Source organism: bacterium, assembly GCA_016708025.1.
GTDB lineage: Bacteria > Zixibacteria > MSB-5A5 > GN15 > FEB-12 > FEB-12.
Map to the genome: position 1 here is coordinate 1,017,260 of JADJGQ010000001.1, position 25,174 is coordinate 1,042,433.

Below are 25,174 nucleotides of genomic sequence, written 5' to 3' on the forward strand. Positions count from 1 at the left end.
CCGATGCACTCGACCCAGATCAAAAACACCAGCCTTGGGCACCCCACCTCGCATGGACATGGCGTGATATTCGAGTTGCGCGATTATTGGAAGCATGTCCGCCTCTTTTCGCGCAATGCCCGACTTTATCTGCTCGGTGCGTTTCTGCTCGGCATAAACTATGAGTTCTTTCAACTACTGTTGAATCTTTACCTGAAGGAACTTGGATTCGGTGAAAGCAGTATAGGACTAGTCAATTCTTCGCGGGCGATCGGTATGTCGCTGATGGCTATTCCGGCGGCCTTACTTTTGAGTCGGATCGCCCTGAAACCTGTTCTCATTGTGGCCGGGCTCCTGTTTGCCGTGTTTAGTATCGGGATATCCAGTAACCAGCAGTTGGAAATGCTGATCTTGTTTACAATCCTCAGCGGCATGACATTCGCCTTTTCACGGGTTGCGGCCGGGCCCTTTTATATGCGCAACTCGTCGTCTAGGGAGCGGACCCATCTTTTCTCATTCTCCTTCGGCGTACTACTGATCGCCGGGATGGTGGGGTCACTCTCGGCCGGTCGACTTGTTCCGGTTATGTCGCAACTGGCAGGTGACTCGATCCTTGGCTACCGATATACACTGTATATAGGCATCGCCGTCGGATTGATCTCGTTGATTCCGTTCGCTATGCTCCGCCCGGCGCCTGTTTCTGAAGAAGAACGGCGAATCAGCATCACGCGCGAGCAGCTTCGCCGCCGCGGACTCTTTTATTTCAAACTCTCGTTTTCGAATTTTCTGATCGGCCTGGGAGCGGGCCTGATCATCCCATTCTTGAATCTTTATTTTAGGGACAAGTTCGGGCTGTCAACGTCAACCATTGGCGTCTTCTATTTTTGTACGATTCTCTGCATGTTTGCCGGGACTCTCTCCGGCCCAGTGCTGGCTCGCCGTTTTGGCCTCGTCAGGACGATTGTCATCACGCAACTGCTGTCGATCCCGTTTATGCTTTTGCTGGCATATACCACCACACTCTGGGTAGCCTTTGGTGCATATGTTCTTCGAGCCGGGCTGATGAATATCGGCGTGCCGGTTGCCACCAATTTCGGGATGGAAATGTCCAGCCGGACCGAGCAGGGGCTGGTCAATGCCCTCCTGATGGTCTCCTGGACCGCCTCCTGGATGGTTTCGACCGCCATTGGGGGCCATTTGATCGAGCAATACGGCTATACGTTGACGTTTAACATCACTATCGTGCTGTATGTGATGTCGACCATGTTCTATTTCTGGTCTTTTAAAGAGGCGGAAAAGCGCGGCAAAGAAAAGTCCGGATGGTCGATCCCCGAACAGGAGGTTGCGTGAACGGAATTCTCGAACAGATAGCTGACAGCAAAAGAATAGAGATAGCCGAACTAAAACTCCGGCTCCCGCAAGAAAAGCTGACACTGCCGGATCCCGACACGAGACGCAGTCTCCGTGCAGCGTTATCTTCACCGGGCAAGATCAAAGTGATCGCCGAGCTGAAAAAGGCGTCACCCTCACGAGGCGTTCTGGTGGAAGAGTTCGATCCCGAAGATCTTGCCGCGCGCTATCGCCAGGGAGGAGCAGTCGCACTTTCGGTACTGACTGAACACCAGTATTTCCATGGTCGCCTTGAATATCTGGATATCGCCAAGCAGACTGCTCGTCTGCCCGTCCTATGCAAGGATTTTGTGATCGATCCATACCAGTTTAAGCTGGCCGCGCATCACGGGGCGGACGCCATACTCCTGATCGTCCGTCTGCTCACACGTCAGACGTTGACTCAGTTCATTCAATTGGCGATAGAGGTTGGCCTGGATGCACTGGTCGAAGTACACTCGGAGGGGGAACTGGAAATCGCACTGGAGTCGTCTGCAGAGATGATCGGTGTCAACAGCCGCAATCTGCAGTCATTTGAGGTTGATCTCTCGATCGCCGAGAATTTGTCCTCATTGATACCTGACGACAAGGTAAAGGTGGCGGAATCAGGCATTCATACACGCGCTGATATTGATCGGCTAACTGCTGCCGGCTACGATTGTTTCTTGATCGGCGAGTCACTGATGCGTCATCCCGATCCCGCCCAACTACTCCGGGAGTTGATCGGCTGATGAGTTACACGCAGGTGAAAGTCTGTGGTATCACACGACCGAAGGACGCCCAGATCGCAGCGCAATTTGGCGCGGACATGATCGGCATGATTTTTTATAGGGGCTCCTGTCGGCATATCGATAAGCAAGGCGCGAGAGAGATCATCGACGCATTGCCCCCGACAGTCGAGCGAGTAGGCCTCTTCGTCAATGAACCGATCGACAAACTGCTCGGCCTAGCTGATAGACTACGGCTCGACTGGATTCAATTGCATGGGCAGGAGTCCGATGCTGTTATCCGGAGAATCCAGAGGGAAGGATTCAAAGTTATCAAGGCATTCAGCATCGCAGACGACACCGACTGGAAACAGATTGCCTCATCTCCTGCTGATCTGAGACTGTTGGACAACGGCACCGGGGGGACAGGTCAAAGTTTTGATTGGGATAATTGTTCGACACGCAAGATTGATCGTTTGGTGCTGGCGGGTGGGATCAATTCCCAGAATGTAAGCTCGGGAATTAGAAAATTCCGCCCTTTGGTCGTTGATGTTAATTCTTCGGTGGAATCTGCACCCGGCATCAAATCAAAAATGAAACTCGAAGTGTTCTTCAAAGTGGTGAACCGTGCGCGCACAAAGTAAGAAATACAGCTACCCGGATACACGCGGAAGATTCGGTGAGTTTGGCGGACGGTATGTCCCTGAGACAGTCATTTTTGCGCTCGATGAATTGACAGACGCATACACCAAAGCGCGCAAAGATAAGAAGTTTCAGCGTGAGCTGGCCGATCATCTGACCGCGTTTGTGGGACGTCCTTCACCACTCTATTTCGCCGAACGGCTGACCAAAGAGATCGGCGGCCCCAGGATCTGGTTCAAGCGGGAAGATCTCAATCATACCGGTGCGCATAAGATCAACAATACGGTTGGGCAAATTCTGCTCGCGATTCGAATGGGAAAGAAACGGATCATTGCCGAAACCGGAGCCGGCCAGCATGGATTGGCGACCGCCACGGTCTGTGCACGGTTTGGCTTGCCTTGTGTAGTATACATGGGCGCAGAGGATGTCCAGCGCCAGGCGCCCAATGTCCAGAAGATGCGACTGCTTGGAGCCGAAGTTGTCCCGGTCGAATCCGGCTCCAGAACACTCAAGGATGCTACTAATCAGGCGATGCGGGACTGGGTCACCAATATCCGCACCACGTTTTATATCATCGGTTCGGTGGTTGGACCGCATCCGTACCCAATGATGGTCCGAGATTTTCAGTCGATTATCGGGAGGGAAACTAAGGTTCAGGCGAAAAAGCAGTTCGGCAAATTGCCCGATATGCTGGTGGCATGCGTCGGTGGCGGCTCAAACGCGATCGGCCTCTTTTATCCTTTTATTGACAGCAAGGTGAAGTTGGTCGGGGTAGAGGCTGCTGGTTGCGGCATTAAAAGTCAGAAACATGCCGCCACGCTCACCAAGGGAAAACCGGGTGTCCTGCATGGTTCGTACAGCTACTTGCTGTACGATGCGGATGGACAGATCATCCTGCCACACTCCGTTTCTGCCGGGCTGGATTATCCCGGCGTCGGCCCGGAACACTCCTTTCTCCATGATTCAGGGCGAGTGGAATATCACTCAGCCACAGACAATGAAGCACTCGACGCATTCAAATTGGTTTCTCGTCTGGAAGGAATAATCCCCGCGTTGGAGACCTCGCATGCCCTGGCCTGGCTTATTCGGGAAGGGAAGACGTTTAAACGTAATCAAAATATTGTCGTCTGTCTTTCCGGACGAGGGGATAAGGACTTCCCGATCCTCCAGAATCTTGGAGTCCTCCCATGACCAGTCGCATCAGTGAGCTTTTGGCTTCCAGAGATGGTCGCAAGATGATGGTGCCGTTTCTGACTGCTGGCTATCCGAACTACGAGCTATCCCTGCAATTATGCCGTGCGGCAATTGAATCCTGCGCAGATATGCTGGAGATCGGGATCCCATTCTCCGACCCGCTTGCCGATGGCCCACAGGTACAGCTCTCCAGCCAGATTGCGCTGGAAAATGGAACGACCCTGGACACCGTCTTCAAACTTGCCCAGTCTATTCGGTCCGATTCGAATATTCCGCTGATCACCATGGGTTACTACAATCCAATCTATGCGATGGGAATTCCGGACTTCCTCGACTCAGCGCAATCTGCCGGGATCGACGGACTGATCATTCCGGATCTGCCACCTGAGGAAGCCACTGATCTTCGTGCCATGGCAGAAGAAAAAGGTATCTCCACCATCTTTCTTGTGGCGCCGACCTCCTCACGCGAACGAGTAAAATCGATTGAGAAGGCATGTTCAGACTTTGTATACGCGGTCACCGTAACCGGCGTAACTGGATCAGGACACAGCTTCGATAACCAAACCGACGATTACCTGGCCAATCTTCGAACACAGCTCAAGAAGCCGTTTGTCGCCGGGTTTGGCGTCTCCTCGGGCGAGTCGGCTTCACGGCTCTGCCGAGCTGCTGATGGTGTCGTGATCGGTTCCGCGCTGATCAGGGAGATTGAGTCGCACGGTCGCTCGGAGGCCGGTCTGGACCCGGTCCGGAAACTCCTTAAGTCTGTGCGGGATAGGCTTGACCGATAGATTTGCTTTATCGTTGCGCAACCTGAGCATCCAAACCATATTGCCGCCGGAAAATCGTCAGATATGATACTGGACAAGTTCAAAGAACAATTCGCCATAACCGTGGCAACGGCATTTCAGCAATGCTACCCGGAGATCTATCGGACTGTCGGGGACAATGGGCCATTCCATTCTCCGGACGTTCTGAAAGGAATTGAACGCCCGAAAGACCCTAAAATGGGGAGCCTGGCGTTCCCGATCTTCAAATTCCTCCCCATTCTGAAGTCAAAACCAAACGAAGTGACCGCTTCGGTTGCGGCTCGAGCCAATATAATACTGTCCGCATCAGCCTCGCCGGAACTCGCCGTAACCCCTGCCTCGGGCTATTTGAATGCATCGATTGAATTGACTGCAGTAGCGCGCGAGACAATCGGACAAGCCGTGACCATGCAGGATAAGTTTGGTCAATCCACTGTGGGGAATGGCAAACTAAATCTGGTCGAGTATTCATCCCCTAATATCGCCAAACCGTTCGGAGTGGGGCATCTCCGGACAACGATAATCGGCAACTCGCTACGGCGGATCTACAAGAAGCTTGGATATGAAGTCATCGGTATCAACTACCCCGGTGATTGGGGAACGCAGTTCGGAAAGATGATCGTCGCATTCAGGCGTTGGGGCTCAGAATCGACGTTCCAGGGAGAAGCAGTCAAAAATCTGCTCGACCTCTATGTGAAATTCCATGCTGAGGCCGAGACAGATAAGTCGCTCGATGACGAGGCCAGAGTCGCCTTCAAAAAACTTGAGGATGGTGACCCCGAGGCGACAAAACTCTGGGAGCGGATGAAAGAGGTCTCCTTCGAAGAGTGGAGCCGCGTTTATGGAATCCTTGGCGTCGAGTTCGATCTTGTCTATGGAGAGTCCTTCCTGAACGACAAGATGGAGGCCGTGATCGAGCGGCTGCAGAAAGACGGACTGACTTCAACATCGCGCGGCGCATTGGTGGTTGACCTGAATGACCCGCAACTCCCGCCTGCGCTACTGAAGAAGCAGGATGGCGCCACCCTTTATATCACGCGTGACCTGGCAGGGCTTATCTGGCGTTGGGAGAAATACCACTTCAACGAATCACTCTATGTTGTTGGGGTCAGCCAGTCCGACCATTTTAAGCAAGCATTGAAAGTCATCGACATGATGGAGCAGGCGGAGAATCTTCCAGCCGAGTCCCGCATGACCGGTCGCGTCAAACATGTCGACTTCGGCTGGGTGAAGTTTGGCGAAAAGACGATGTCTACCCGACAGGGGAATATCATCTTCCTCGAGGATGTCATCAACCAGGCGATCGATCTGGCCAAACAAAAGATCCGCGAAAAGAATCCGAATCTGGCGAATTTCGACGATGTCGCCCAGATGATTGGTGTCGGAGCGGTGATCTTTTCACAGCTTTCCGTGCGCCGTCAGAAAGATGTCAATTTTGACTGGGACGAGGTCCTCAGTTTTGAGGGAGAAACCGGTCCGTATCTTCAGTATACGCATGCCCGGCTCTGCTCGCTTGAGCGGATGTACGGAAAGCCGATTACTGCCCAAATCGACCATAGTTTGTTGAACCATGACGAAGAACGGCTTGTTATTGAAACCATAGCGGAATTTGAAGAGGCGATTCAGGAGGCCGCGAGGCTCTATGACCCTAACTGCATCTCAACCTATCTGTTGAGACTGGCCAGCGCTTTCAACAAGTTCTACCAGAGAAAAGATGATTCCGGGCGAATCGACAAGATCATTTCAGATGACCCCGACCGCAGTGCGGCCCGCATGGCACTTGTACAGTCGGTCAGGATCGTCATGAACGAAGGTTTGAATCTGCTTGGATTGCGAGCGCCCTATGAAATGTAACGTTGTCTGTCATGTCGCGACCACGGGTCCGACTGGGAGTGATACATGCTTGTAGTGATGGAAGCTTCGGCGACTCAGGAAATGGTCGCCAAAGTATGTGAAGAGATCAGTCGCCTCGGCTTAACACCACACCCGATCCCTGGTGCGCTCAGGACCGCCATTGGCGTCACCGGGAACAAGGCACAGGTAGATTCTGACTGCATCCTGACCCTCCCCGGCGTACAGGATATAATTCATGTTACCCAGCCCTTCAAGCTAGTAAGCCGCGAGTTCTTCAAGGAAGACACCATTGTGGATGTCGACGGAGTCAAGATCGGCGGTCCTGAGTTTGTTGTGATGGCCGGCCCCTGCTCGGTGGAGAGCCGCGACCAGTGCATGATCATCGCCGAGGGAGTCGCCAACGCCGGCGCAAAGGTCTTCCGAGGCGGAGCTTTCAAACCGCGCACTTCTCCTTATAGTTTCCAGGGATTAGGGGAGACCGGACTACAGATTCTCGCGGAAGTTCGCGAACGTTTCGGTCTGAAGATCATTACCGAGGCGGTAGATACCGATACGCTTGATCTGGTTGCGGCCTACACGGATATCATCCAGATAGGCGCCCGCAATATGCAGAACTTCTCGTTACTCAAAAAGGCCGGCAAAACCATGAAGCCGGTATTGCTTAAGCGCGGAATGTCGGCTACGCTCGAAGAGTTTCTCATGGCGGCCGAATACATTATGGCGGAGGGGAATCGCAAAGTGATCCTCTGTGAACGCGGTGTTCGCACGATCGCTGACCATACCCGCAACACGCTTGATCTTGCCGCAATACCATACGTCAAACGGATCAGCCATCTCCCGATTGTCTCCGACCCAAGTCACGGGACCGGCAAGAAAGGGAAAGTGATCCCGCTGTCACGGGCTTCGATCGCAGTTGGCGCCGATGGCTTGCTGGTGGAGGTCCACCATGAGCCGGAACATGCGCTGTCCGATGGTCCGCAGTCGATCACTCCGTCTGACTTCACTCGCTTGATGAACGATATGCGCCGTCTTGCCACAGTCCTTGACAGGACTTGCTCATGACCAAACAACTGAAACCAGCACGCAAGATCGGCGGAACAATCACTGTTCCGGGAGACAAATCGGTCGCCCACCGGGCCGCGTTGTTCTCTATCCTTGCCAGGGGCCCGCTTACTGTGCGCAATTTCCCCAATGGCGCCGATGTGCTGACCTCTCTTGCCGCGGCGAAACAGTTCGGAGTGCAAGTAGAAGAGATCGAGGAGGGGATTCGCCTGACCCCACCGACAGATTTGCGCATCAACCCGGAAACGATCATTGATTGCGGCAACTCAGGCACAACCGCCCGATTGCTGGCCGGCATAGTGGCAGGAAGTAACCTCAGTTTGATCCTTAGCGGCGATGAGTCATTATCTCGCAGACCGATGCGCAGGATCATTGATCCGCTTACCGCGATGGGGGCAGAATTGTTTGCTACCGATGGCCACTTGCCGATGAAGATCAACGGGCGCAAGTTGCTTCCGTTCGAGTATCGCCTGCCTGTGGCTTCAGCGCAGGTCAAGTCGGCTCTCTTATTGGCCGGACTTTCGTCCAACTGCAGTGTGACAGTGCGCGAGGATCATATCACGCGTGATCATACGGAACTGATGCTTGACTCACTCGGTGAGGGGATCACCATCCGCGATATCAAAGCTGTACTGGTGCCTGATCCGGATGACCCCCGCAAAAAGAAATCGGTCATGCCGGAGACTTTCAAGAAAGAGATTTCACTGACGGGGCAAGCCAAGATGAATGGCGGGCTGATCGATATCCCCGGCGACATCTCTACTGCCGCATTCTTTTTTGGTGCCGCAGCGATAAGCGGAGACACGGTCACCGTCACCAATTGCGGCCTGAATCCAACCCGCACGGAGTTTCTCGACTACCTGAAGGCGGCTGGATGCCAGGTCACTATCAGTGATAAAGCAACGATCTCTGGCGAACCACGGGGAACTGTCTCTGTGACGGGCGGAAGTCTGAAAGCACGCAAGATCTCCGGCGAAACGACTGTCGGATTGATCGACGAGATCCCTATGGTCGCCGTCATTGCCGCATTCTCCGAAGGGACAACCATCATCAGGGATGCCGGTGAACTTCGGGTTAAAGAGTCTGACCGTCTTGCTGCCATTACCGAGAATTTGACTCGGATGGGTGTGAAGTGCGGTCTGCTCGACGATGGTCTGGCGATCGAGGGAAGACAAGAGATCAATGGGGCTGATCTTCTCAGTTACGGCGACCATCGGATCGCCATGGCCTTTTCGGTTGCCGCGTTGGCCGCAGTCGGACCATCTACTATGGATGATACCAGTTGCGTGGGTATCTCGTGTCCCGGCTTTTATGACCTGTTGCTCCAGATAGTAGCATGAGCGAACGATTCCATTTTGGACTGTTAGGACACAAGATTGCTTATTCGCAATCGCCTGATATCTTTGCGGCGATCGCCAAACATACCGGACATAAGATCACCTTTGATCTATTCGATATCGCCCCGCTGGACCTTGCTTTCTTCATGCAACGTGTTCATTCGCACGAGCTGTCCGGTATGGCGGTGACAATCCCCCACAAAGAAGCCATTCTGCCTTTCCTTACCGAATGCGATCAAACTGCCGCCGATCTTGGCGCGGTCAACTCCATTCGCATTGGCCCTGAGAACCTCTCTGGATTCAATACAGATTGGCAGGGGGTGGCACAGAGTCTGACCGGATACGACAAGCAGATCAACAACGGCCGCGTGCTGATCCTTGGTACAGGCGGCATTGCCCGCGCGGTCGTTTATGCGGTCTGTCAGTCATACAAGCCAAGAGAGGTCAGCGTGGTGGGCCGATCACATGAACATCTCGCCAACTTGCAACAAACGTGCTCTCGCTTTGACCTTACCTGTCACGCGATTGAGCGCGAAGCCTTCGATGCAGGCAAGGACAAGTTCCACCTGGTGGTCAACTGCACACCACTTGGTGGGTGGCACTACCCGAATGTCACCCCATTGCCCGATGGCCTGGAATGGCGGCAGATCGGCGTTTATTTCGACGTAAACTACAATTCTGACAACATGTATGTTGATGCTGCACGCAAGAGCAAGATCCCCGCGCTGGATGGCCGCTTGCTTCTGGTCGCCCAGGCAGTGAAATCGTTCGAACTCTGGACCGGCGAGACCGTCGAGCTGGAGAAAGTCTATCGCACCGTCTACAAAGCCAAGCCGATCGCCAAGCGATGAGCCGCGATACAGAAAAACAACATATCTGGCTGGTCGGATTCTCCGGCTCCGGCAAATCAACGATCGGACCAGCCCTCGCAAAACTTCTGCATATGCAATTCGTGGACACGGATGAAGTCATCGAGCGTCAATCTCGTACCAAGATCGCTCACCTCTTTGCGAAAAGGGGAGAGGTACATTTCAGAACCCTTGAATCGACGCTGATCCAACGGATCGCCGGCACCTCACGTCCAACCGTTGTCGCACTTGGTGGCGGCGCCTTTCAATCGGCTGTTAACCGAAAGATCATCAGGACGTCAGGAATATCCATTTACCTAAAGTCATCGGTCAGTGTTATCTACCGGAGACTCGCCGAAAAGTCAGATCGTCCACTTCTTGAAGTGGTTGCACGTTCAGGTGAAACTCTCAAACAGGCACGAATCGCGCGAATTGCCAATCTCTTGGCAAACCGCGAACATAACTACCTCAGGGCAGATATTACCGTTTCGAGTTCAAAAGGAACTCCGGCAGAGATCGCCAGACGTATCAGAAAAAGAATAGGGAAACTAAATGGCTGACATACAAGTCTCCGGCAAGACCTTTCGCTACCCAGTTGTGATCGGCAACAAGATTGAGCCAAAGCTCGCTGACCTGGTTCGTGAACGGACAACTGGCAATCGGCTCTTTATTATCGCCGATGCCAACTTCTACGCCCTGCATGGTGAGCGGCTGTTGAAACGGTTAAAGCAATCGGCCAAGAACAGCGACCTGTTTGTACTTCCGTCAGGAGAGCAGTTCAAGAACCAACAAACGCTCGATGCAGTCTACAAGCACTTGCTGTCATCACAGATATCGCGGTCAGATTTTATCCTGGCTGTAGGCGGAGGAGTGACAACTGACATCGTCGGGTATGCCGCGGCAACTGTGCTTCGTGGTGTCAAGTGGGGAGCTGTTCCGACTACTCTGCTCGGCATGGTTGATGCCGCCATTGGTGGCAAGACCGGAATAAATCATCCCCTGGGGAAAAATCTCATCGGCGCGATCTGGCAACCCTCTTTTGTTTTCTGCGACCAGCAGTACCTTCAGACGTTGCCGGTGAGACAGATGGTCGCCGGCTATGGTGAAATACTCAAGTATGCTGGATTGGCCGGCGGCCCAATGCTCAATCGGGTCACTCGCTTGTTTGATGGCAAAGTAAGCGCAACCGATTGGATCACTGTCATCCGCGAGTGTTGCGCATACAAGGCGAAAATCGTCTCCCAGGATGAACGCGAACAGAATATTCGTGCGTACCTGAATCTTGGACACACCTTCGGGCATGCCATCGAAAAGTCGCTTGGTTATGGCAAGCTGTTGCATGGCGAAGCAGTGATCGTTGGATTGTTGGGAGCGATCTGTCTCAGCATGTTGGCCGATCCAAAACAGGCCGGAAAACTCAAAGACTATTACCGACTCGCACTTTCTTCCGCAGAAATTGTACCGAAACGAAAGCTCGCCCCCACGGATATCCTATCCGCCATGGCGCTGGATAAGAAACGGCAGAATCAGGAACTTGGCTTCGTCCTGCTCAAACAGCCCGGTAAGCCATATATTGCGAGTGGTTTGCCGCACGAGATGATCCGGTTTGCCGTTGAGCAGATGATCGCAGATTACTCAGATTACGGAGGTAAATATGCCCCGCATATTGGTCGTTAATGGTCCCAACCTGAACCTTCTCGGAACTCGCGAACCGGAACTCTACGGTACCGACACTCTGGAGACACTCAATCGCCGCCTTAATGATCTGGCGAAGGAGATCGGCCTGGAACTGGCCTTCTACCAGTCAAATCACGAGGGGGAGATCATTGACTTCATCCAGAAGGAGGCCGCTTCGGCCGCCGGACTGATCATCAATCCGGGTGCTCTAACGCACTATAGCATCGGTATTCGCGACGCGATCGCCGGGGTGAAGATCGAGGCGATCGAGGTACACCTGTCCAATATCGCCGCGCGCGAGGAGTTTCGGACCCGCTCGTTGATCGCCCCGGTCTGCCGTGGCCAGATCGCTGGATTCGGTTTTTATGGCTACGCCATGGCGCTGTCGTACTTCTCTGATGCTGTTACCAGGAAGAACTAAACCGCCCACAATCTCACTTTTCGCCGAAATCGCTTGTCAGACAATGCCTGGCTGCCTGATATTCGTGCCTTGGTCAAATGAATGACCAGGCAAATAGCAGGCAGATGAAACCAACTCCGTCAATTACTTCCGGCCCGATCGTTAAAACGGTCTTTTCGCTCGCCATGCCGGTCATTCTTGGAATGGTGATGGAGATAGCCCTCTCTGTCGTCAATTTCTTCTGGGTTGGTAAACTCGGTCCAGCCGCTCAGGATGCTGTCACCTCCTCAATGGTTCTCCATTGGGTGATCTTCTCGACCCTGTCAATTGTCACTATTGGTGTGACCGCTCTCGTTTCCCGTCACATTGGCGCTCGTGAACCTGATCAGGCAAGTTACTATGTCACCCAGGCGATCTGGCTGGCCATTGCCATTGCAGTTCTGCTGACAACTGCCGGACTCCTTTTCGGTCCACTGCTATTGGAGTTCATGAATACCGGCCCGGATACGATGAAACTGGCGCTTCCGTACCTTCGGATATTCTTCTTCACCGCCATCTTCTTCGCGCTATTTGATACGATTGCCGCTACCTTTCGAGCGGCAGGCGATACCAAAACTCCAATGGTCGTGGCCTCACTGACCATTGCGCTGAATATTCTGTTGGATTATCTCCTGATTTTTGGCATTGGACCCTTTCCGGAACTGGGCGTCCCCGGAGCGGCTCTCGGTACCTTGATCTCCACAATAGTGGCCGCGGCCATTTCAGTAATCCTACTTATGCGTGGGAAGGCGGGCTTTTCGGTACCCGGCCTCTTTCGGACCAAACCCGACCTGCGGAACATTGCAAAGATCGGGAAGATCGGACTGCCGATGGCGACTCAGCAGCTAATATTCATTGCCGTGTATTGGTTCCTGATTCGCGTCGTCCATCAGTTCGGAGAACCGGCCGGAGCCGCTATGGGAATCGGGAATCGCATGGAGTCGATCTCCTACCTGACCTGCGCGGGATTTGCCATGGCCGCTTCAACCATGGTAGGGCAGAACCTCGGGGCCGGTAATCCCGAACGTGCCGCCAAATGTGCCTGGGGCTCAGTTGGGCTGGCCGTCGCATTCACCACCGCAATGGGGGCGATCTTTGTGATCTTCCCCGACCTGATTGTCTCGATCTTCACCGATGATTCGCAGGTGCATACCATTGCCGCAGATTACCTGATCATACTTGGTTTATCGCAAATGACCATGGCATTAGAGATCGTCCTTGAAGGCGCCTTCAGCGGAGCAGGGGATACCATTCCACCGATGATCGTTATGATCCCGGGTGCGGTTGTCCGGGTACCGCTGGCCTATTACTTGGCGTTTGATCTCGGCTGGGGAATCAACGGAGTCTGGTGGACACTGACGATCACCACTACTATCAAAGCCCTGATCCTGGCGTACTGGTTCGGACGCGGACGGTGGAAACTCCGCAAGCTATAGTCCCGGTTGAATTTAATTGACCTTGTCGGGGGAAGACTCTTTATTGTCCACATGGTCGGACTGCACATTGAAACCAACGAAAACAGCCACTTTGCCAGAGGGGGGCATCCGGAATCTGCTGGCCGACTTACGCCGATCAAAAACTGGCTCAAAGAGCAATCAAACAGTGGCAAGTATCAACCTATCATAATCAGTCAGTTCGGCCTCGATCCCGTTTATCGTGTTCACAGCAGGAGATATGTCGATCAACTCTCTCATGCGTGTCGTAACGGCGCAGGACATCTCGATCCCGATACCTATGTCTCCGAACAAAGTTTCGAATCGGCGCAGCGAGTGGTCGACTCAGTACTCTCGGCGGTAGACGCCGCGATGACCGGTGAACTTCGATCGAGTTTTCTGTTGGTTCGACCGCCAGGACATCATGCTGAACATGATCGGGCGATGGGGTTCTGTCTTTTTAACAATGTCGCAGTTGCGGCCCAGCACCTCATCGATCATCACAAAGTCAGTAAAGTCGCCATTGTCGATTTTGATGTTCACCACGGCAATGGTACCCAGCATATCTTCTATGACCGTCCGGATGTCTATTTCGTTTCCACTCACCAGTATCCATTTTATCCGGGGACTGGTTCGGTGCATGAAACTGGCTCCGGCGCAGGGAAAGGTTTCAACCTAAATATTCCGTTGGCGGCCGGGGCAGGGGATCTACAATTGGTGGCCGCTTTTGAACAGCAGGTTCTTCCTGCCCTCAGGCGCTATCAGCCGGAGTTTATTCTCGTTTCGGCAGGGTTTGACGCTCACCGACTGGACCCTCTCGGCGGACTGAATGTAACCGGCTCCGGATTTAATACAGTGGCAAAACTTCTAACCAAGGTCGCGACTGAAACCGCCAATGGAAGAATAGTCTCGATACTCGAAGGCGGATACGACCCGCAGGGGAATCTTGACTCTATCAGCAATTACTTACTTGGATTGGACCATACATGAAACAGACATTTGTTCGGTATTCACCAGTGGGGAACGATCAGGCCAAGTTCGGTCGAATTGACGGGGAGAGGATTGTTGCGTTGTCAGGCGCTCCGTGGGACTCCGGCACCGAAACCGGCGCGAGCATTCCGCTCGATGAGGTCAGGTTGCTTGCTCCCGTACAGCCCTCCAAGATCATCTGTATCGGCCTGAACTACCTCGCTCATGTGCAGGCGTCATTCTCTGCGGAAAAGCCGCCGGAATATCCTCTGATATTCCTGAAACCGCCATCCTCTATCATCAACCCCGGCGACAAGATAGTTCATCCGCCACAATCGGAACGCGTCGACTACGAGGCCGAGCTGGCAGTAGTGATCGGCAAAACTGCCAAAGGCGTGACCGAAGCTGATGCTGAAAAACATATCTTCGGGTTCACTTGCGTGAACGATGTCACCGCGCGCGATTTGCAGAAAAAGGATGGTCAGTGGTCACGCGCCAAAGGATTCGATACTTTCTGCCCGGTTGGTCCATGGATCGTGACTGAACTCAATTGGCAGGATGTCCTGGTTGAGGGGGTCCTCAATGGGAAGATCATGCAGTCAGGGAGGACTTCTCTGATGATCTTCAAGATCCCCTATCTCATAAGTTACATTTCCTCGATCATGACTCTTAACCCCGGCGATCTGATTTCGACCGGCACTCCCTCAGGGATCGCCCCAATGAAGTCCGGCGACATTATCGAAGTCCGTGTGGAAGGAATCGGGACTCTTGCGAACAGCATGGCTTAGCCTTCTGACACTCATACTCCTGGCCGGGTCTTTGATGGCTCGCGACCGGATAACTCTTGATGTCTCTCTCCATGACTCGAGCAAAACGCTCTCAGGGAAAGTCGCCGTCACCTGGTACGGAGTGGACAGCAGCTTCAGCAACCCACACTTCCGCCTTTGGGGAAATCGGGTCTGCCAGGAAATGGATAAGGAGATTCCTGATTCCTGTGGGATGCTGATCCATGCCGTCGAAGTGAACGGCGTCAGTCTGGGGACCGATCCGGTCATTGATGGAACGGACCTGGCCATTCCGTTGATGATCACCGAGCCGAGCGACAGCCTGACCCTGACCCTGCTTTTTGAAACTCGGGTCCCGGAAACGGCAGGTCGATTTGGCTATTTTGAAGGGAATTACCTCCTTGATGGTTGGTTTCCGATGCCGGCGCCGCATCGGAACGGAACATGGCTGGTCATCCCATATGATGACGAATCTGAGTTGGTAGGCGATTTCTTTGATTTTCAGGTCTTTGTCAATTACCCGGACAGTATGCAACTGATCGCCCCCGGCCGAGTAGGTTCCGATACCACCGACCACAAGATCAGGGATCAGTTTCTGCTGTCACCTGCCCACGACTTTGCGATGTTGATCGGGCGAGAATTCAAGCTGAAGAGCTATGCCAGCGAGAATACGACAGTCAATATCTACTATCAGACTAACGAGGATGAGTCAATTGACTCTACCGCACGCTCCGTGATCTTCACTCTCGACTGGATGGCCGAGCATGTCGGCCCGTATCCGTTCCCAGAATTGGTGATAGTCGAAACCGGCATCGGAATCTCAGGCGGCGTAGAATTTCCTCAGATGTTCTGGCAATCCGATGTCTCGTCGGGGGCTTATAGTCGGTTCCTACGGTCAGTCGCTATTCATGAGACTCTGCACCAGTGGTTTTATGGCATACTGGCATCCAACCAGGCTGAAGAACCCTGGCTGGATGAATCGATAACCCAGTATTTCACTGAACTGATCAACGATGCTGAGATGGGTGGCGAGCCACACAATGTCAGGTTCTTTGGCTTCGTTGCCTCAGCTCATTCTGAAAACCGACTTCGCGGATACTCCCACCTCGATGCTATGCCGATCACCCGGTCGGCAGTGGGGTACACCAGGGAAGACTACTTCCCGGTGATCTACGGCAAAGGCCCCATGGTCATTAAGACTATCGCAGGTCTCCTTGGCGATTCAGCGCAGCCGTTCTGGCAGGAGTATTACCGTCGCTTTCTGTTTGGTTATCCGACTGAATCAGACTTTGTCGCTCTGCTCAACCAATACCCTCCGTTTGCAGAAAGACAGAACGCGCAACAGTTCATTCGAATTGCAGGAGCAGTCGATTACCGCGTGGAAAAGATTGAATCCGAGGCTGTCCCGGATAGCAATCAATACCGGTCGAAAGTCACCCTGACTGCGATCCACCCGCTTCCGTTTCCGGTCAGACTCCGGCTGGCTTTTCCGACCGAACCGTATTTTGATACGCTTATTATTCCATCTCCCGGACAACAACTCTTCACCGTAACACGCGCAGAACCGGTAATGTCGGCACAATTCGACCCCAACGGTTCCGTCGCCATCGACAGTGACTATCTCAATAACTCATATGCGCGCAACGGTCACGGGGCTGCGTTCCGGCTTTTCTCCGGCATCACGTTTCTCGTTGAATCGTTTATCAGTCTGGTGTGGGGGATGTGATGCAAAGGCTCAGGGAAAATGCCGCCGCCATTATTGGGCCGTTCCGCACGCTCTGGCTTTCACTCTATAGCCTGAAACTGCTTTTTGGATTGGCAATCACTCTGCCGATCCTGCTGATCATTCAGTCGAAACTGGATAACTCCATTTCTGCTGAAGTCCTGCTCGGAGACTGGTCGATAGATGTCATCCTTGAGCTGATTCTTACCAACGACAACATCTTCAGCCTGTCTCTCCTTTTCATGCTGGCCATTGGTGTGGTGGCGTTTCTGCTCAAGCAATTCCTCAATGGAGGCATCTACGATTCGCTCGTCAATCGTCACGCCCCGGTCCGTGATCGGTTCTTTGCGCAGTCGGCAGCGATGTTCCTTCAGCACCTGACTATCGGTCTCTGGATGTTTGGCATCTATTTCCTGCTTTTCCTGGCGGGGATGTTTTTCGGCGAGTTGGCAACAAAGTTAGCACATTCGCTCTGGCCGAACGCCGAGCTAGTGCACACAATCGCTAAAATAGTCGTTCTTTACTTAGTAATGATCGTGGGCGGTGTTTTCTCGGAGTTTGTCAGAATACACCGTACACTTGTTTTGCAGCAGGGGAGAGCGGAAGGTCCGGCGCCATCCGTTGGAATCGGAGGCCTGGGCTTATCATTCAAAGCCGCTTATCAACTTGTCACCAGACGCGGCCCGAAAGCGTTGGCAACCTATCTGGTTTATTTCCTTCCGTTTGTCTTTGTCTGGCTGCTGATCGAGGGTCTGGCCCTGCTGGTGACCGGCGGAATTGGAAATATATTTGGCGCCATTATAGAATTTGCGCTATTTCAGGCGTGTGCTATGGCCAAAGTCTGGCAATCGCTGGCTGGCTCGCTTGCCATGACCGACTTTGTGGAACCCCCCGTGGCGGAGAACAGACTTGAGGAGAGCAGTGACCGAACGCCTGTATTATCGTGACCCCGCCTTACTTGAGTTTGAGGCGACGATCATATCTTCTGAAAAGGCCGATGGCCGGTATCAGACGGTGCTCGATCGCTCCGCATTTTATCCTACCTCCGGCGGTCAGTTGTTTGACACAGGGGTTTTAGGCGGAGTTGAGGTGCTGGATGTCATCGATGCCGATGACAGCGTTTTGCACATTACCGGCCAAAGTGTTGGCGAACCCGGAAGACGAGTTGCCGGATCTGTCAATGCCGCTCGCCGAAAGATGCACCGCCAGCAACATACGGCCCAGCACATCTTGTCGCAGATAGCCGTCAGGCAATACCAGTTCGAAACGGTCTCCGTACATCTTGGTGATGATTATGGCGCAATCGAATTAAACACACCCTCGATCGATCAGTCACAATTGGATCAGCTCGAAACGGCAGCTAATGAGATACTCTTCGCCAATTGGCCGGTTTCAATTCTCTTTGTTTCCGGACAGGAGCTGGACAAACTTCCCCTCCGCAAAATTCCGTCCCGCGAGGGAGAGCTTCGCGTGATCAAAGTCGGAGAGTTCGATTATTCAGCCTGCGGAGGAACGCACTGCAACTCGACAGCCGAGGTGGGCGTCATCAAGCTCATCGGATGGGAGAAACTTCGCGGCCACGCCTTAGTGAAGTTCGTGGCCGGAAGTCAGGCAATCGAGGATTATCGCCTCCGTTTTGCTGTGACTGACTCACTCACCAAATCACTGACCTGCCACCTGAAGGACCTGAACGATAAGGTCGACAAACTGACAGGCGAGAACCGCGATCAACGCAAACAGCTAGGGGCGTTGTTCAAAGAACTGCTCCCGATCCGTGCGGATGAACTGGCCGCAACCGCAGTTACCATCGGTGCACTCAAATTCGTGTATAAAGCAGTTGACGGCATGGATGCTACCACGGCGGGCCAGCTTGGCTCGACTGTCGCCGAGCGGATCAACGGCGTCGCCTTGCTGGTCGCGGACGGCAGATTATTGATCTCGGTTGGTACCGGCTCAAAGCTCCATGCTGGTGAGCTCTCAAAACAGCTCTCTGCCTCGATCGGCTTGAAAGGCGGGGGGAGTAACAAAGCGGCACAACTGGGTGGAGCGGACCCGGCCAAGTTAGAGGAATATAAGGCAGCATTGCTGTCACTCATCGGGCATGCCTAGAATTATCTGCATAATCGCCTTGCTGGTAATGGCCGCTTCGGCCCATGGTCAGCGAGCACAGCGCCTGGATCTCGACCATGCGGATCTGCTCGAAGTCCTGCTTGGCGTTTCGCAAGATACTACGATTGCGGTCGGCTCAGTCTTTTTCCGCACCGAATCAGGCACCATCTCTTGCGATTCCGCCACCTGGATACGCGGTAAGAAAGCGATCCTCCGCGGCTCCGTCATGGTAGAGGATACCATCTACCGCCTGCTTGCAGATTCAATCGATTACGATCTTCTCACCAATCAGGCCTTTGCTCGCGGCCCCTATGTCGAACTCTGGTCCCGCACTGACTCCCTCTTTGCCACCGGAACCAATGCTTTCTATGACCGGAATAAGAAGTACTTCAGGATGGAGAAACGCCCGACCGTCTACCTGAACTATCCGGATTCCGCTGAGATGGTCCAGATCGATGCCAATCAGGTAGAATTCTTTGCTGATTCCTCCCTCGCGATCGCCCTGGGCGAGGTGATCATCAGCTCCAAAGATATCAAGGCAACCGCCGGGCGCGCGGTCATGCAGCAAAAACTGGGTATCCTTGATCTGTATGAGCAGCCAGTCTTGGTGCGAGGTCAATCCACTGTTAAAGGCTCGTTCATTTCTGTCCTATCAGAACAGGATCTGCTCCGACGGATCGACGTCACCGACTCGGCTCGCGCGGAGTTCAAGGAGGTTGTGGATACCCTGCCGGACAGCACAGTCCTGATCGATCAGTCTATCCTGACCGGTCGGCGAATCTATTTTGATTTTAAGTATGGCGTACTCGATCGAGTAACTTCCATTGGCCAGGCCTATTCATGGTATTATCCGGCTAAGAAGGGAGGGGACGAATCGAGCGAAAATGCCGTCTCCGGCGATACGATCCAGTTCGCAGTTGCCAATGAGCAGTTACAGTCTGTCACCGTCCTGGGTGGGGCGATCGGCAACTATATCAACACCAAAAACAAGAATGTCGATTCAACCGTCATCACCGTGCAGGATACGATCGACTATTCATCCTCCTTCATTCGCTACGAAATGGCTGACTCCGTCATCACGCTGCTTGGGCAATCGCACATTGAATCAGGAACAGTTGAGCTGGATGCTCACCAGGTGCTGTTTGATACTCGGGACCGACTGATCAAGGCCTACTCAGCTGACATCGTTTGCGACAGCTTCCCCGATGACAGCACCCTGACCGCCCGCTACCAACCAAATCCGATCCCGGTCATTCTGAAAGACAAGCAGGAAGAGTTGTACGGCGATTACCTGGAATACTCGATTGACACGGAAAAAGGGAAGATCGTTCAATCGAAATCCAAGTATGAAACCGGCTTTTATTATGGTGAACGGGTCTATCGCGCTCAGGAGAATATTTTCTATGTTGAGGATGGCCGCTACACCACCTGCGATGCCGACGAACCGCATTTTCATTTCTATTCAAAAAACATGAAGTTTATCGAGGATGACAAGCTCATCGCCCGTCCCGTGGTGTTGAATATCGGACGTCTGCCGATCCTGGCACTCCCTTATTATGTGTTCCCACTAAAGAAGGGGAGACACTCGGGCATCCTCCCATTTACCTTTGGCAACATCGAACAGGGAGATCGTTATATCCAGAATGTCGGCTACTACTGGGCCGCCTCCGAACATTACGATCTGCAGGGGGCAATGAGCTATCACGAAAGTCGCTCCGCGTTTACCTTCTCGGGGCAATTCCGCTACAAGACGTTGTATGTGTATGATGGCTACCTTCGCGGCAACTACACCAAAGAAACGAGCTACGATTCGCGTCTGGCATCCGAGACCAAATCGACAAAGTACGACATTTACGCGGCCCACAATCACGACTTCAGCCCAACTTTCCGTGTCTCGTCAATTGGTCAGTACGTTTCAGACAAGACATATTACGCTGACTATTCCACCGATCTCGACACTAGATTGAATAATAAGATCTATGGCAAGTTCAGCTTCACCAAAAAACTGAACAAGTCGATGACCCTGTCGGGTGGATTTTCGCATGATGAAACACCGCAAACCCAACGCAGAGTCGACAAGACTGAGAATGTCGGCCTAACGCTCCCGGTGATCTCTCCGTTTGGGTCAGGAGAGCTCGATGCCGATGGACAACTTCAGTCAAGATGGTATCACAACCTGCGTATCACCCCGCGCACGTCGTTTGCCTTCTTTTCTTCGAGAACACGCCTGGTTGATACGGTCGTTGTAGACACCAACGACACCACCCAAGATGTCACGCGGGACACAACTTATTACTTCATGCGCAAGAAGTATGCGACCCAGGATTACTCTTTCGGCGCCAATCTCCCATTGACCTTTGCACGTTTCATCCGGTTCAATCCGGCGATCAGTTATCGGGAGAACTGGCAGTACCTGTACGAGACAGACACGACTCGCCAGCTTGGATTGGAACCCTCATTCTATCGGACCTATAGCTATTCTGCCGGGGTGACGGCCGGAACCGATATTTATGGGACTGTCTACCCGAACATGCTTGGCCTGCTCGGCGTACGTCAGGTACTCTCACCCTCGGTATCGTATACATACGTACCGAAGGCGGACCTTCATCGGGAGGTACGTAATTTTACAGGCGTAGGAACCGGAACGGTGGCTACAGCTCAAAACCTCACGTTTTCCATGCGTCAGCTGTACCAAGCAAAGATCAAGAAAGGGGATGGGGAGCTCGCGCTTGAGCTGTTATCCTTGTATTCAGAATTCAGCTATGATCTGGAAAAGGATTCATTCAACCTATCGGACCTGACCACCAGCTTTCAGTCGAATGTCATACCTCGGATAACATTGAACGGTAATCTTCGCCACTCGTTTTACCGCCCCGGCACAAGTGAGGTCCGTTTCTGGAGCCCATACCTTGAGCAGTTCAGTCTCCAGGCGGGAATACGTATCGCCGGCTCACGTTTCCTGTTTGATGATGTCGCCGACCAGCCAGCGAGCCCACCAGATTCAATGGGACCCGCTGGCGCTACTGCGCCAACCGTTCCGCAATCTTCTCGGGCAAGAGGCTGGGAGACCAGGCTCTCATATTCCTACAGTGAGTCCGGCCGGGACAAGGCATTCGTGAAGTCAAGCTTCCTGCAATTGGCCCTCGATTTCAACCTGACTCCGACAACTTCGGTCTCCTATTCGCAGTACTATGACATCGGGCGGCAGTTGACGATTCGGAATTCGATCGGTTTTCGCAAGACTCTCCATTGTTGGACCGGGGAGTTCAACTGGGTTCCAATCGGCTCAGGGAGAGGTTATTCATTCCGCCTGTTTGTGACGGCCATTCCGGCGATCAAGGTGGATAATAGTTCCACCGCCAGCGCCGGCACCTTCCTTAACCAGTAGTCGTCTGGTTTGTTGGGGGCAGTGGGCCGCGTGTGATGGTTCGTTTTTTTGTTGACTCAAATTCCCTTCGGGGTCAACATAGACCTGAACGCATTCAATGCCAATCAACTTATCCTGTGAGAGGGGATACGCAATGACCAAAGACCAGATGATTGCCCAGATGGCTGCGCAATCCGGGATCACCAAACGACAAGCGACACAGGCGCTCCACGCGCTGATCGGGAATGTCACCACGCAACTCAAAAAGGGGAAGAAAGTCAGCTTCTCCGGGTTCGGGACATTCACCATCTCCAAGCGGAAAGCTCGTGCCGGACGGAACCCCCGGACCGGTGCGATCATCACCATCCCGGCCACCAAAGTACCTGTCTTCCGGGCCGGAAGCCGCCTCAAAGAAGCGGTTCGCAAGTAGTCTCATCAAAATTACTTCGCGAGGCAGGATTGGCGTCCTGCCTCGCTTTTTCGGCTGTTTTATAATTGCGTTTTGTACACATCTGTCGTTCAATTGCCCGGAGTTATGGCATCACGTAAGAAATCGAATCGCGGAAAACAGATAGTCGGAGTTGGGCTGGTTATAGCCGCCCTCTTTGTGCTGGTCGCCCTGGTCTCGCATGACCAGATCGACGACGCTCGGATCAGCGGCGAAGTGGATGGAGCCCTCAATCCGTGGGAGATAAATTTCGCCAATCAGGCAGGCATGCTTGGCGCCTATCTCTCCTTCCTGCTCTACTTTGTGGTTGGTTGGCTTGCCTTCTTTATACCTCTGGGGCTCGTTTCGGTCTCATTAGGGCTTTTCTCCAAGCAGGTGGTCGAAAAGGTCCGCATGCGTGTGATCCTGCTCTTTATTGTGGGACTCTGCGCCACCATGATGATCAATATTCAGTTCGCCCAGGGGAGTGCGATTGCCACCGATTCAGGGGCGATTGGCGGCTACGTCGGGCGTCTGCTGACGACTTTGACCCTGAAATTGGTCGGCACGACTGGCTCCTATCTGATGCTCGGGGGACTGGTTCTTATCCTGCTCCTGCTGTACACGGTAATCACTCCGTTCCTGCTTGGACATCTGATCAAACAGGGCTCAGCCCCCTGGAAAAAGCTCTACCAGGTGCCGCTGCAGGGACTTAAGAACTTCTTCAGCTTCAAATGGGCTTTTCGCTCATCCAAGAAAGAAGAACTCGCGGATGATGATGAACATATCGTCAGAAAGCCTGAACCGAAGAAGATTGAAGAGTTCGATGACGAAGAGGCCGAGCCGCTCGACCTGTTTGACGAACGCGCTGACAAGCCTGGGAAACGACGTACTACTGTGAAGAAAGCGCCTGAACCGATTCAGGTCACATCCTTTAAGTACACGTATCCATCGCTCGAACTGCTCCAGCAGAATCCTGACACAGGGCAGGCGGTCAGTGCCGATGAACTGAATCTGACCTCGAAGGCCCTTAAAGATACACTTGAGACGTTTGGCGTAAATATCGATGGCCCAATTGAACGTTACCCCGGCCCTATCATCACACGCTACGAGTTTAAGCCCGGTGTGGGGATTAAGGTCAATCAGATAGTCAACCTCGCAGATGACCTAGCGCTCGCTCTTAAGGCCAAACGGATACGCATAATTGCCCCGATCCCTGGGAAAGCGGCAGTGGGAGTCGAGATCCCGAACCGCACTCCTCAGATGGTCTTTTGCCGCGATATCCTCTCTTCCGAGGAATTCAATAATCCCGCAATTCGATTGCCGATGGCACTCGGGAAAACCACGGCCGGCAAGCCATTTGTCACCGACCTGGCCAAGATGCCTCACTTGTTGATCGCCGGTGCGACCGGTTCCGGTAAGTCGGTCTGCATGAACTTGCTGATCACGTCGCTCATTTACCGGATGCACCCGTTGCAGGTCAGGTTCATTTTCGTCGACCCAAAGATGCTTGAACTCTCGGTTTATCAGGGGTTGCCACATCTTGGACGTGCTGTCGTTACCACGCCTCGCGGAGCAGAGAAGGTATTCTCGGATGCTGTGGTCGAGATGGAGACCCGTTATCGCCGCCTGGCCACTGCAGGTGTCCGCAATATTGAAGACTTCAACAAGAAGCAGTTAAAAGAAGAAGATAAGCTTCCGTATATCGTGATATTTGTCGACGAGCTGGCGGACCTGATGATGTCATCGCAGTCTTCCAAGACTGAAATGCTGATCACCCGCCTGGCGCAGATGGCCCGCGCGGTCGGTATCCATCTGATCCTCGCAACTCAGCGCCCCTCGGTTGACGTTATCACCGGTTTGATCAAGGCGAATTTCCCAGCCCGTATCGCGTTCCAGGTGGCCACCAAGGTTGATTCTCGCACGATCATTGATGCCAACGGAGCGGAAAAACTACTTGGGGCGGGAGATATGCTCTTCCTGAGTTCCGGTCAGCCGGAAGCGATTCGTATTCACGGTGCCTGGCTGTCCAGCGATGAAACCGATGGAATCGTCAATTTCATTCGCGAACAAAAGATCGGCATGCTACTACTCCAGGGGATCTCACAGACCAATGCCGACAAGGAAGAGTCTGATGGTGTTGATCTGGGTGATCCGCTCTTCCGTGAGGCCTGCGAAGTGGTGGTGCGCCACAAACAGGGTTCTGTATCGCTGTTGCAGCGTCGACTGGGCATCGGTTATCAGCGAGCGGCCCGGCTAATTGACAAATTGGAAGAAGCGGGGATCGTTTCCCCATTTGATGGCTCCAAAGCCCGCGAAGTTATTGTCGACAAAACCTACCTTGAGACGCTCTTTGCCGCACCAGCTGGTGCCGGTAAAGGGGATTCCGACTCGAACTGACCTCACTGTCCATACGTATAAGGGTGT

21 protein-coding genes are annotated in these 25,174 nt (G+C 53.3%); all 21 read left to right on the forward strand.

Going from position 1 to position 25,174, the window contains the following annotated elements; all coding sequences use genetic code 11:
- The first annotated feature begins 3 nt into the window (after nucleotides 1-3).
- On the forward strand, nucleotides 4-1,329 hold the full coding sequence (locus IPH75_04545; GenBank protein ID MBK7141332.1) for an MFS transporter: 1,326 nt from the start codon (nucleotides 4-6) through the stop codon (nucleotides 1,327-1,329).
- Nucleotides 1,299-2,099, forward strand: coding sequence for an indole-3-glycerol phosphate synthase TrpC (trpC, locus tag IPH75_04550; GenBank protein ID MBK7141333.1), 801 nt, complete (start codon nucleotides 1,299-1,301; stop codon nucleotides 2,097-2,099). Before IPH75_04545 ends, trpC begins: the two co-directional genes overlap by 31 nt.
- Nucleotides 2,099-2,719, forward strand: coding sequence for a phosphoribosylanthranilate isomerase (locus IPH75_04555; GenBank protein ID MBK7141334.1), 621 nt, complete (start codon nucleotides 2,099-2,101; stop codon nucleotides 2,717-2,719). The genes trpC and IPH75_04555 overlap by 1 nt, the downstream gene beginning before the upstream one ends.
- Nucleotides 2,703-3,908 (forward strand): tryptophan synthase subunit beta, encoded by a 1,206-nt coding sequence (gene trpB / locus IPH75_04560; GenBank protein MBK7141335.1) that lies wholly within the window; start codon nucleotides 2,703-2,705, stop codon nucleotides 3,906-3,908. Before IPH75_04555 ends, trpB begins: the two co-directional genes overlap by 17 nt.
- A complete protein-coding gene (locus IPH75_04565; GenBank protein MBK7141336.1) occupies nucleotides 3,905-4,699 on the forward strand; it encodes a tryptophan synthase subunit alpha in 795 nt (264 codons plus the stop codon). The genes trpB and IPH75_04565 overlap by 4 nt, the downstream gene beginning before the upstream one ends.
- A 63-nt stretch (nucleotides 4,700-4,762) precedes the next feature.
- Nucleotides 4,763-6,571, forward strand: coding sequence for an arginine--tRNA ligase (gene argS, locus IPH75_04570; protein MBK7141337.1), 1,809 nt, complete (start codon nucleotides 4,763-4,765; stop codon nucleotides 6,569-6,571).
- Between the two features lie 45 nt (nucleotides 6,572-6,616).
- Nucleotides 6,617-7,633 carry a 3-deoxy-7-phosphoheptulonate synthase gene (gene aroF / locus IPH75_04575; GenBank protein MBK7141338.1) on the forward strand — a complete coding sequence of 339 codons (1,017 nt, stop codon included), beginning with the start codon at nucleotides 6,617-6,619 and terminating at the stop codon, nucleotides 7,631-7,633.
- Nucleotides 7,630-8,973, forward strand: a complete 1,344-nt coding sequence (gene aroA / locus IPH75_04580) for a 3-phosphoshikimate 1-carboxyvinyltransferase (protein ID MBK7141339.1) — start codon at nucleotides 7,630-7,632, stop codon at nucleotides 8,971-8,973. Before aroF ends, aroA begins: the two co-directional genes overlap by 4 nt.
- Nucleotides 8,970-9,821 carry a shikimate dehydrogenase gene (locus tag IPH75_04585; GenBank protein MBK7141340.1) on the forward strand — a complete coding sequence of 284 codons (852 nt, stop codon included), beginning with the start codon at nucleotides 8,970-8,972 and terminating at the stop codon, nucleotides 9,819-9,821. Before aroA ends, IPH75_04585 begins: the two co-directional genes overlap by 4 nt.
- Entirely contained in the window at nucleotides 9,818-10,378 is a 561-nt protein-coding gene (locus IPH75_04590) for a shikimate kinase (protein MBK7141341.1), read from the forward strand. Before IPH75_04585 ends, IPH75_04590 begins: the two co-directional genes overlap by 4 nt.
- Complete coding sequence (gene aroB, locus IPH75_04595; GenBank protein ID MBK7141342.1) at nucleotides 10,371-11,495, forward strand: 3-dehydroquinate synthase; 1,125 nt, start codon at nucleotides 10,371-10,373, stop codon at nucleotides 11,493-11,495. Before IPH75_04590 ends, aroB begins: the two co-directional genes overlap by 8 nt.
- Nucleotides 11,473-11,916 (forward strand): type II 3-dehydroquinate dehydratase, encoded by a 444-nt coding sequence (aroQ, locus tag IPH75_04600; GenBank protein ID MBK7141343.1) that lies wholly within the window; start codon nucleotides 11,473-11,475, stop codon nucleotides 11,914-11,916. Before aroB ends, aroQ begins: the two co-directional genes overlap by 23 nt.
- Before the next feature lie 77 nt (nucleotides 11,917-11,993).
- Nucleotides 11,994-13,370: an MATE family efflux transporter gene (locus IPH75_04605; protein ID MBK7141344.1), complete on the forward strand. Its 1,377-nt coding sequence runs from the start codon at nucleotides 11,994-11,996 to the stop codon at nucleotides 13,368-13,370.
- Nucleotides 13,371-13,421: 51 nt separating this feature from the next.
- Nucleotides 13,422-14,357, forward strand: a complete 936-nt coding sequence (locus tag IPH75_04610; protein MBK7141345.1) for a histone deacetylase — start codon at nucleotides 13,422-13,424, stop codon at nucleotides 14,355-14,357.
- Nucleotides 14,354-15,124 (forward strand): fumarylacetoacetate hydrolase family protein, encoded by a 771-nt coding sequence (locus IPH75_04615; GenBank protein MBK7141346.1) that lies wholly within the window; start codon nucleotides 14,354-14,356, stop codon nucleotides 15,122-15,124. Before IPH75_04610 ends, IPH75_04615 begins: the two co-directional genes overlap by 4 nt.
- Nucleotides 15,105-16,847: a hypothetical protein gene (locus IPH75_04620; GenBank protein MBK7141347.1), complete on the forward strand. Its 1,743-nt coding sequence runs from the start codon at nucleotides 15,105-15,107 to the stop codon at nucleotides 16,845-16,847. The genes IPH75_04615 and IPH75_04620 overlap by 20 nt, the downstream gene beginning before the upstream one ends.
- Nucleotides 16,847-17,791 carry a hypothetical protein gene (locus IPH75_04625; GenBank protein ID MBK7141348.1) on the forward strand — a complete coding sequence of 315 codons (945 nt, stop codon included), beginning with the start codon at nucleotides 16,847-16,849 and terminating at the stop codon, nucleotides 17,789-17,791. Before IPH75_04620 ends, IPH75_04625 begins: the two co-directional genes overlap by 1 nt.
- Complete coding sequence (locus IPH75_04630) at nucleotides 17,766-18,953, forward strand: hypothetical protein (GenBank protein ID MBK7141349.1); 1,188 nt, start codon at nucleotides 17,766-17,768, stop codon at nucleotides 18,951-18,953. Before IPH75_04625 ends, IPH75_04630 begins: the two co-directional genes overlap by 26 nt.
- Nucleotides 18,946-22,341, forward strand: a complete 3,396-nt coding sequence (locus IPH75_04635) for a hypothetical protein (GenBank protein ID MBK7141350.1) — start codon at nucleotides 18,946-18,948, stop codon at nucleotides 22,339-22,341. Before IPH75_04630 ends, IPH75_04635 begins: the two co-directional genes overlap by 8 nt.
- Nucleotides 22,342-22,474: 133 nt before the next feature.
- Nucleotides 22,475-22,750, forward strand: a complete 276-nt coding sequence (locus tag IPH75_04640) for an HU family DNA-binding protein (GenBank protein MBK7141351.1) — start codon at nucleotides 22,475-22,477, stop codon at nucleotides 22,748-22,750.
- Between the two features lie 105 nt (nucleotides 22,751-22,855).
- The gene (locus IPH75_04645; GenBank protein MBK7141352.1) at nucleotides 22,856-25,147 is read left to right on the forward strand and encodes a DNA translocase FtsK 4TM domain-containing protein; all 2,292 of its coding nucleotides are present in this window, start codon (nucleotides 22,856-22,858) and stop codon (nucleotides 25,145-25,147) included.
- Nucleotides 25,148-25,174 lie beyond the last annotated feature (27 nt).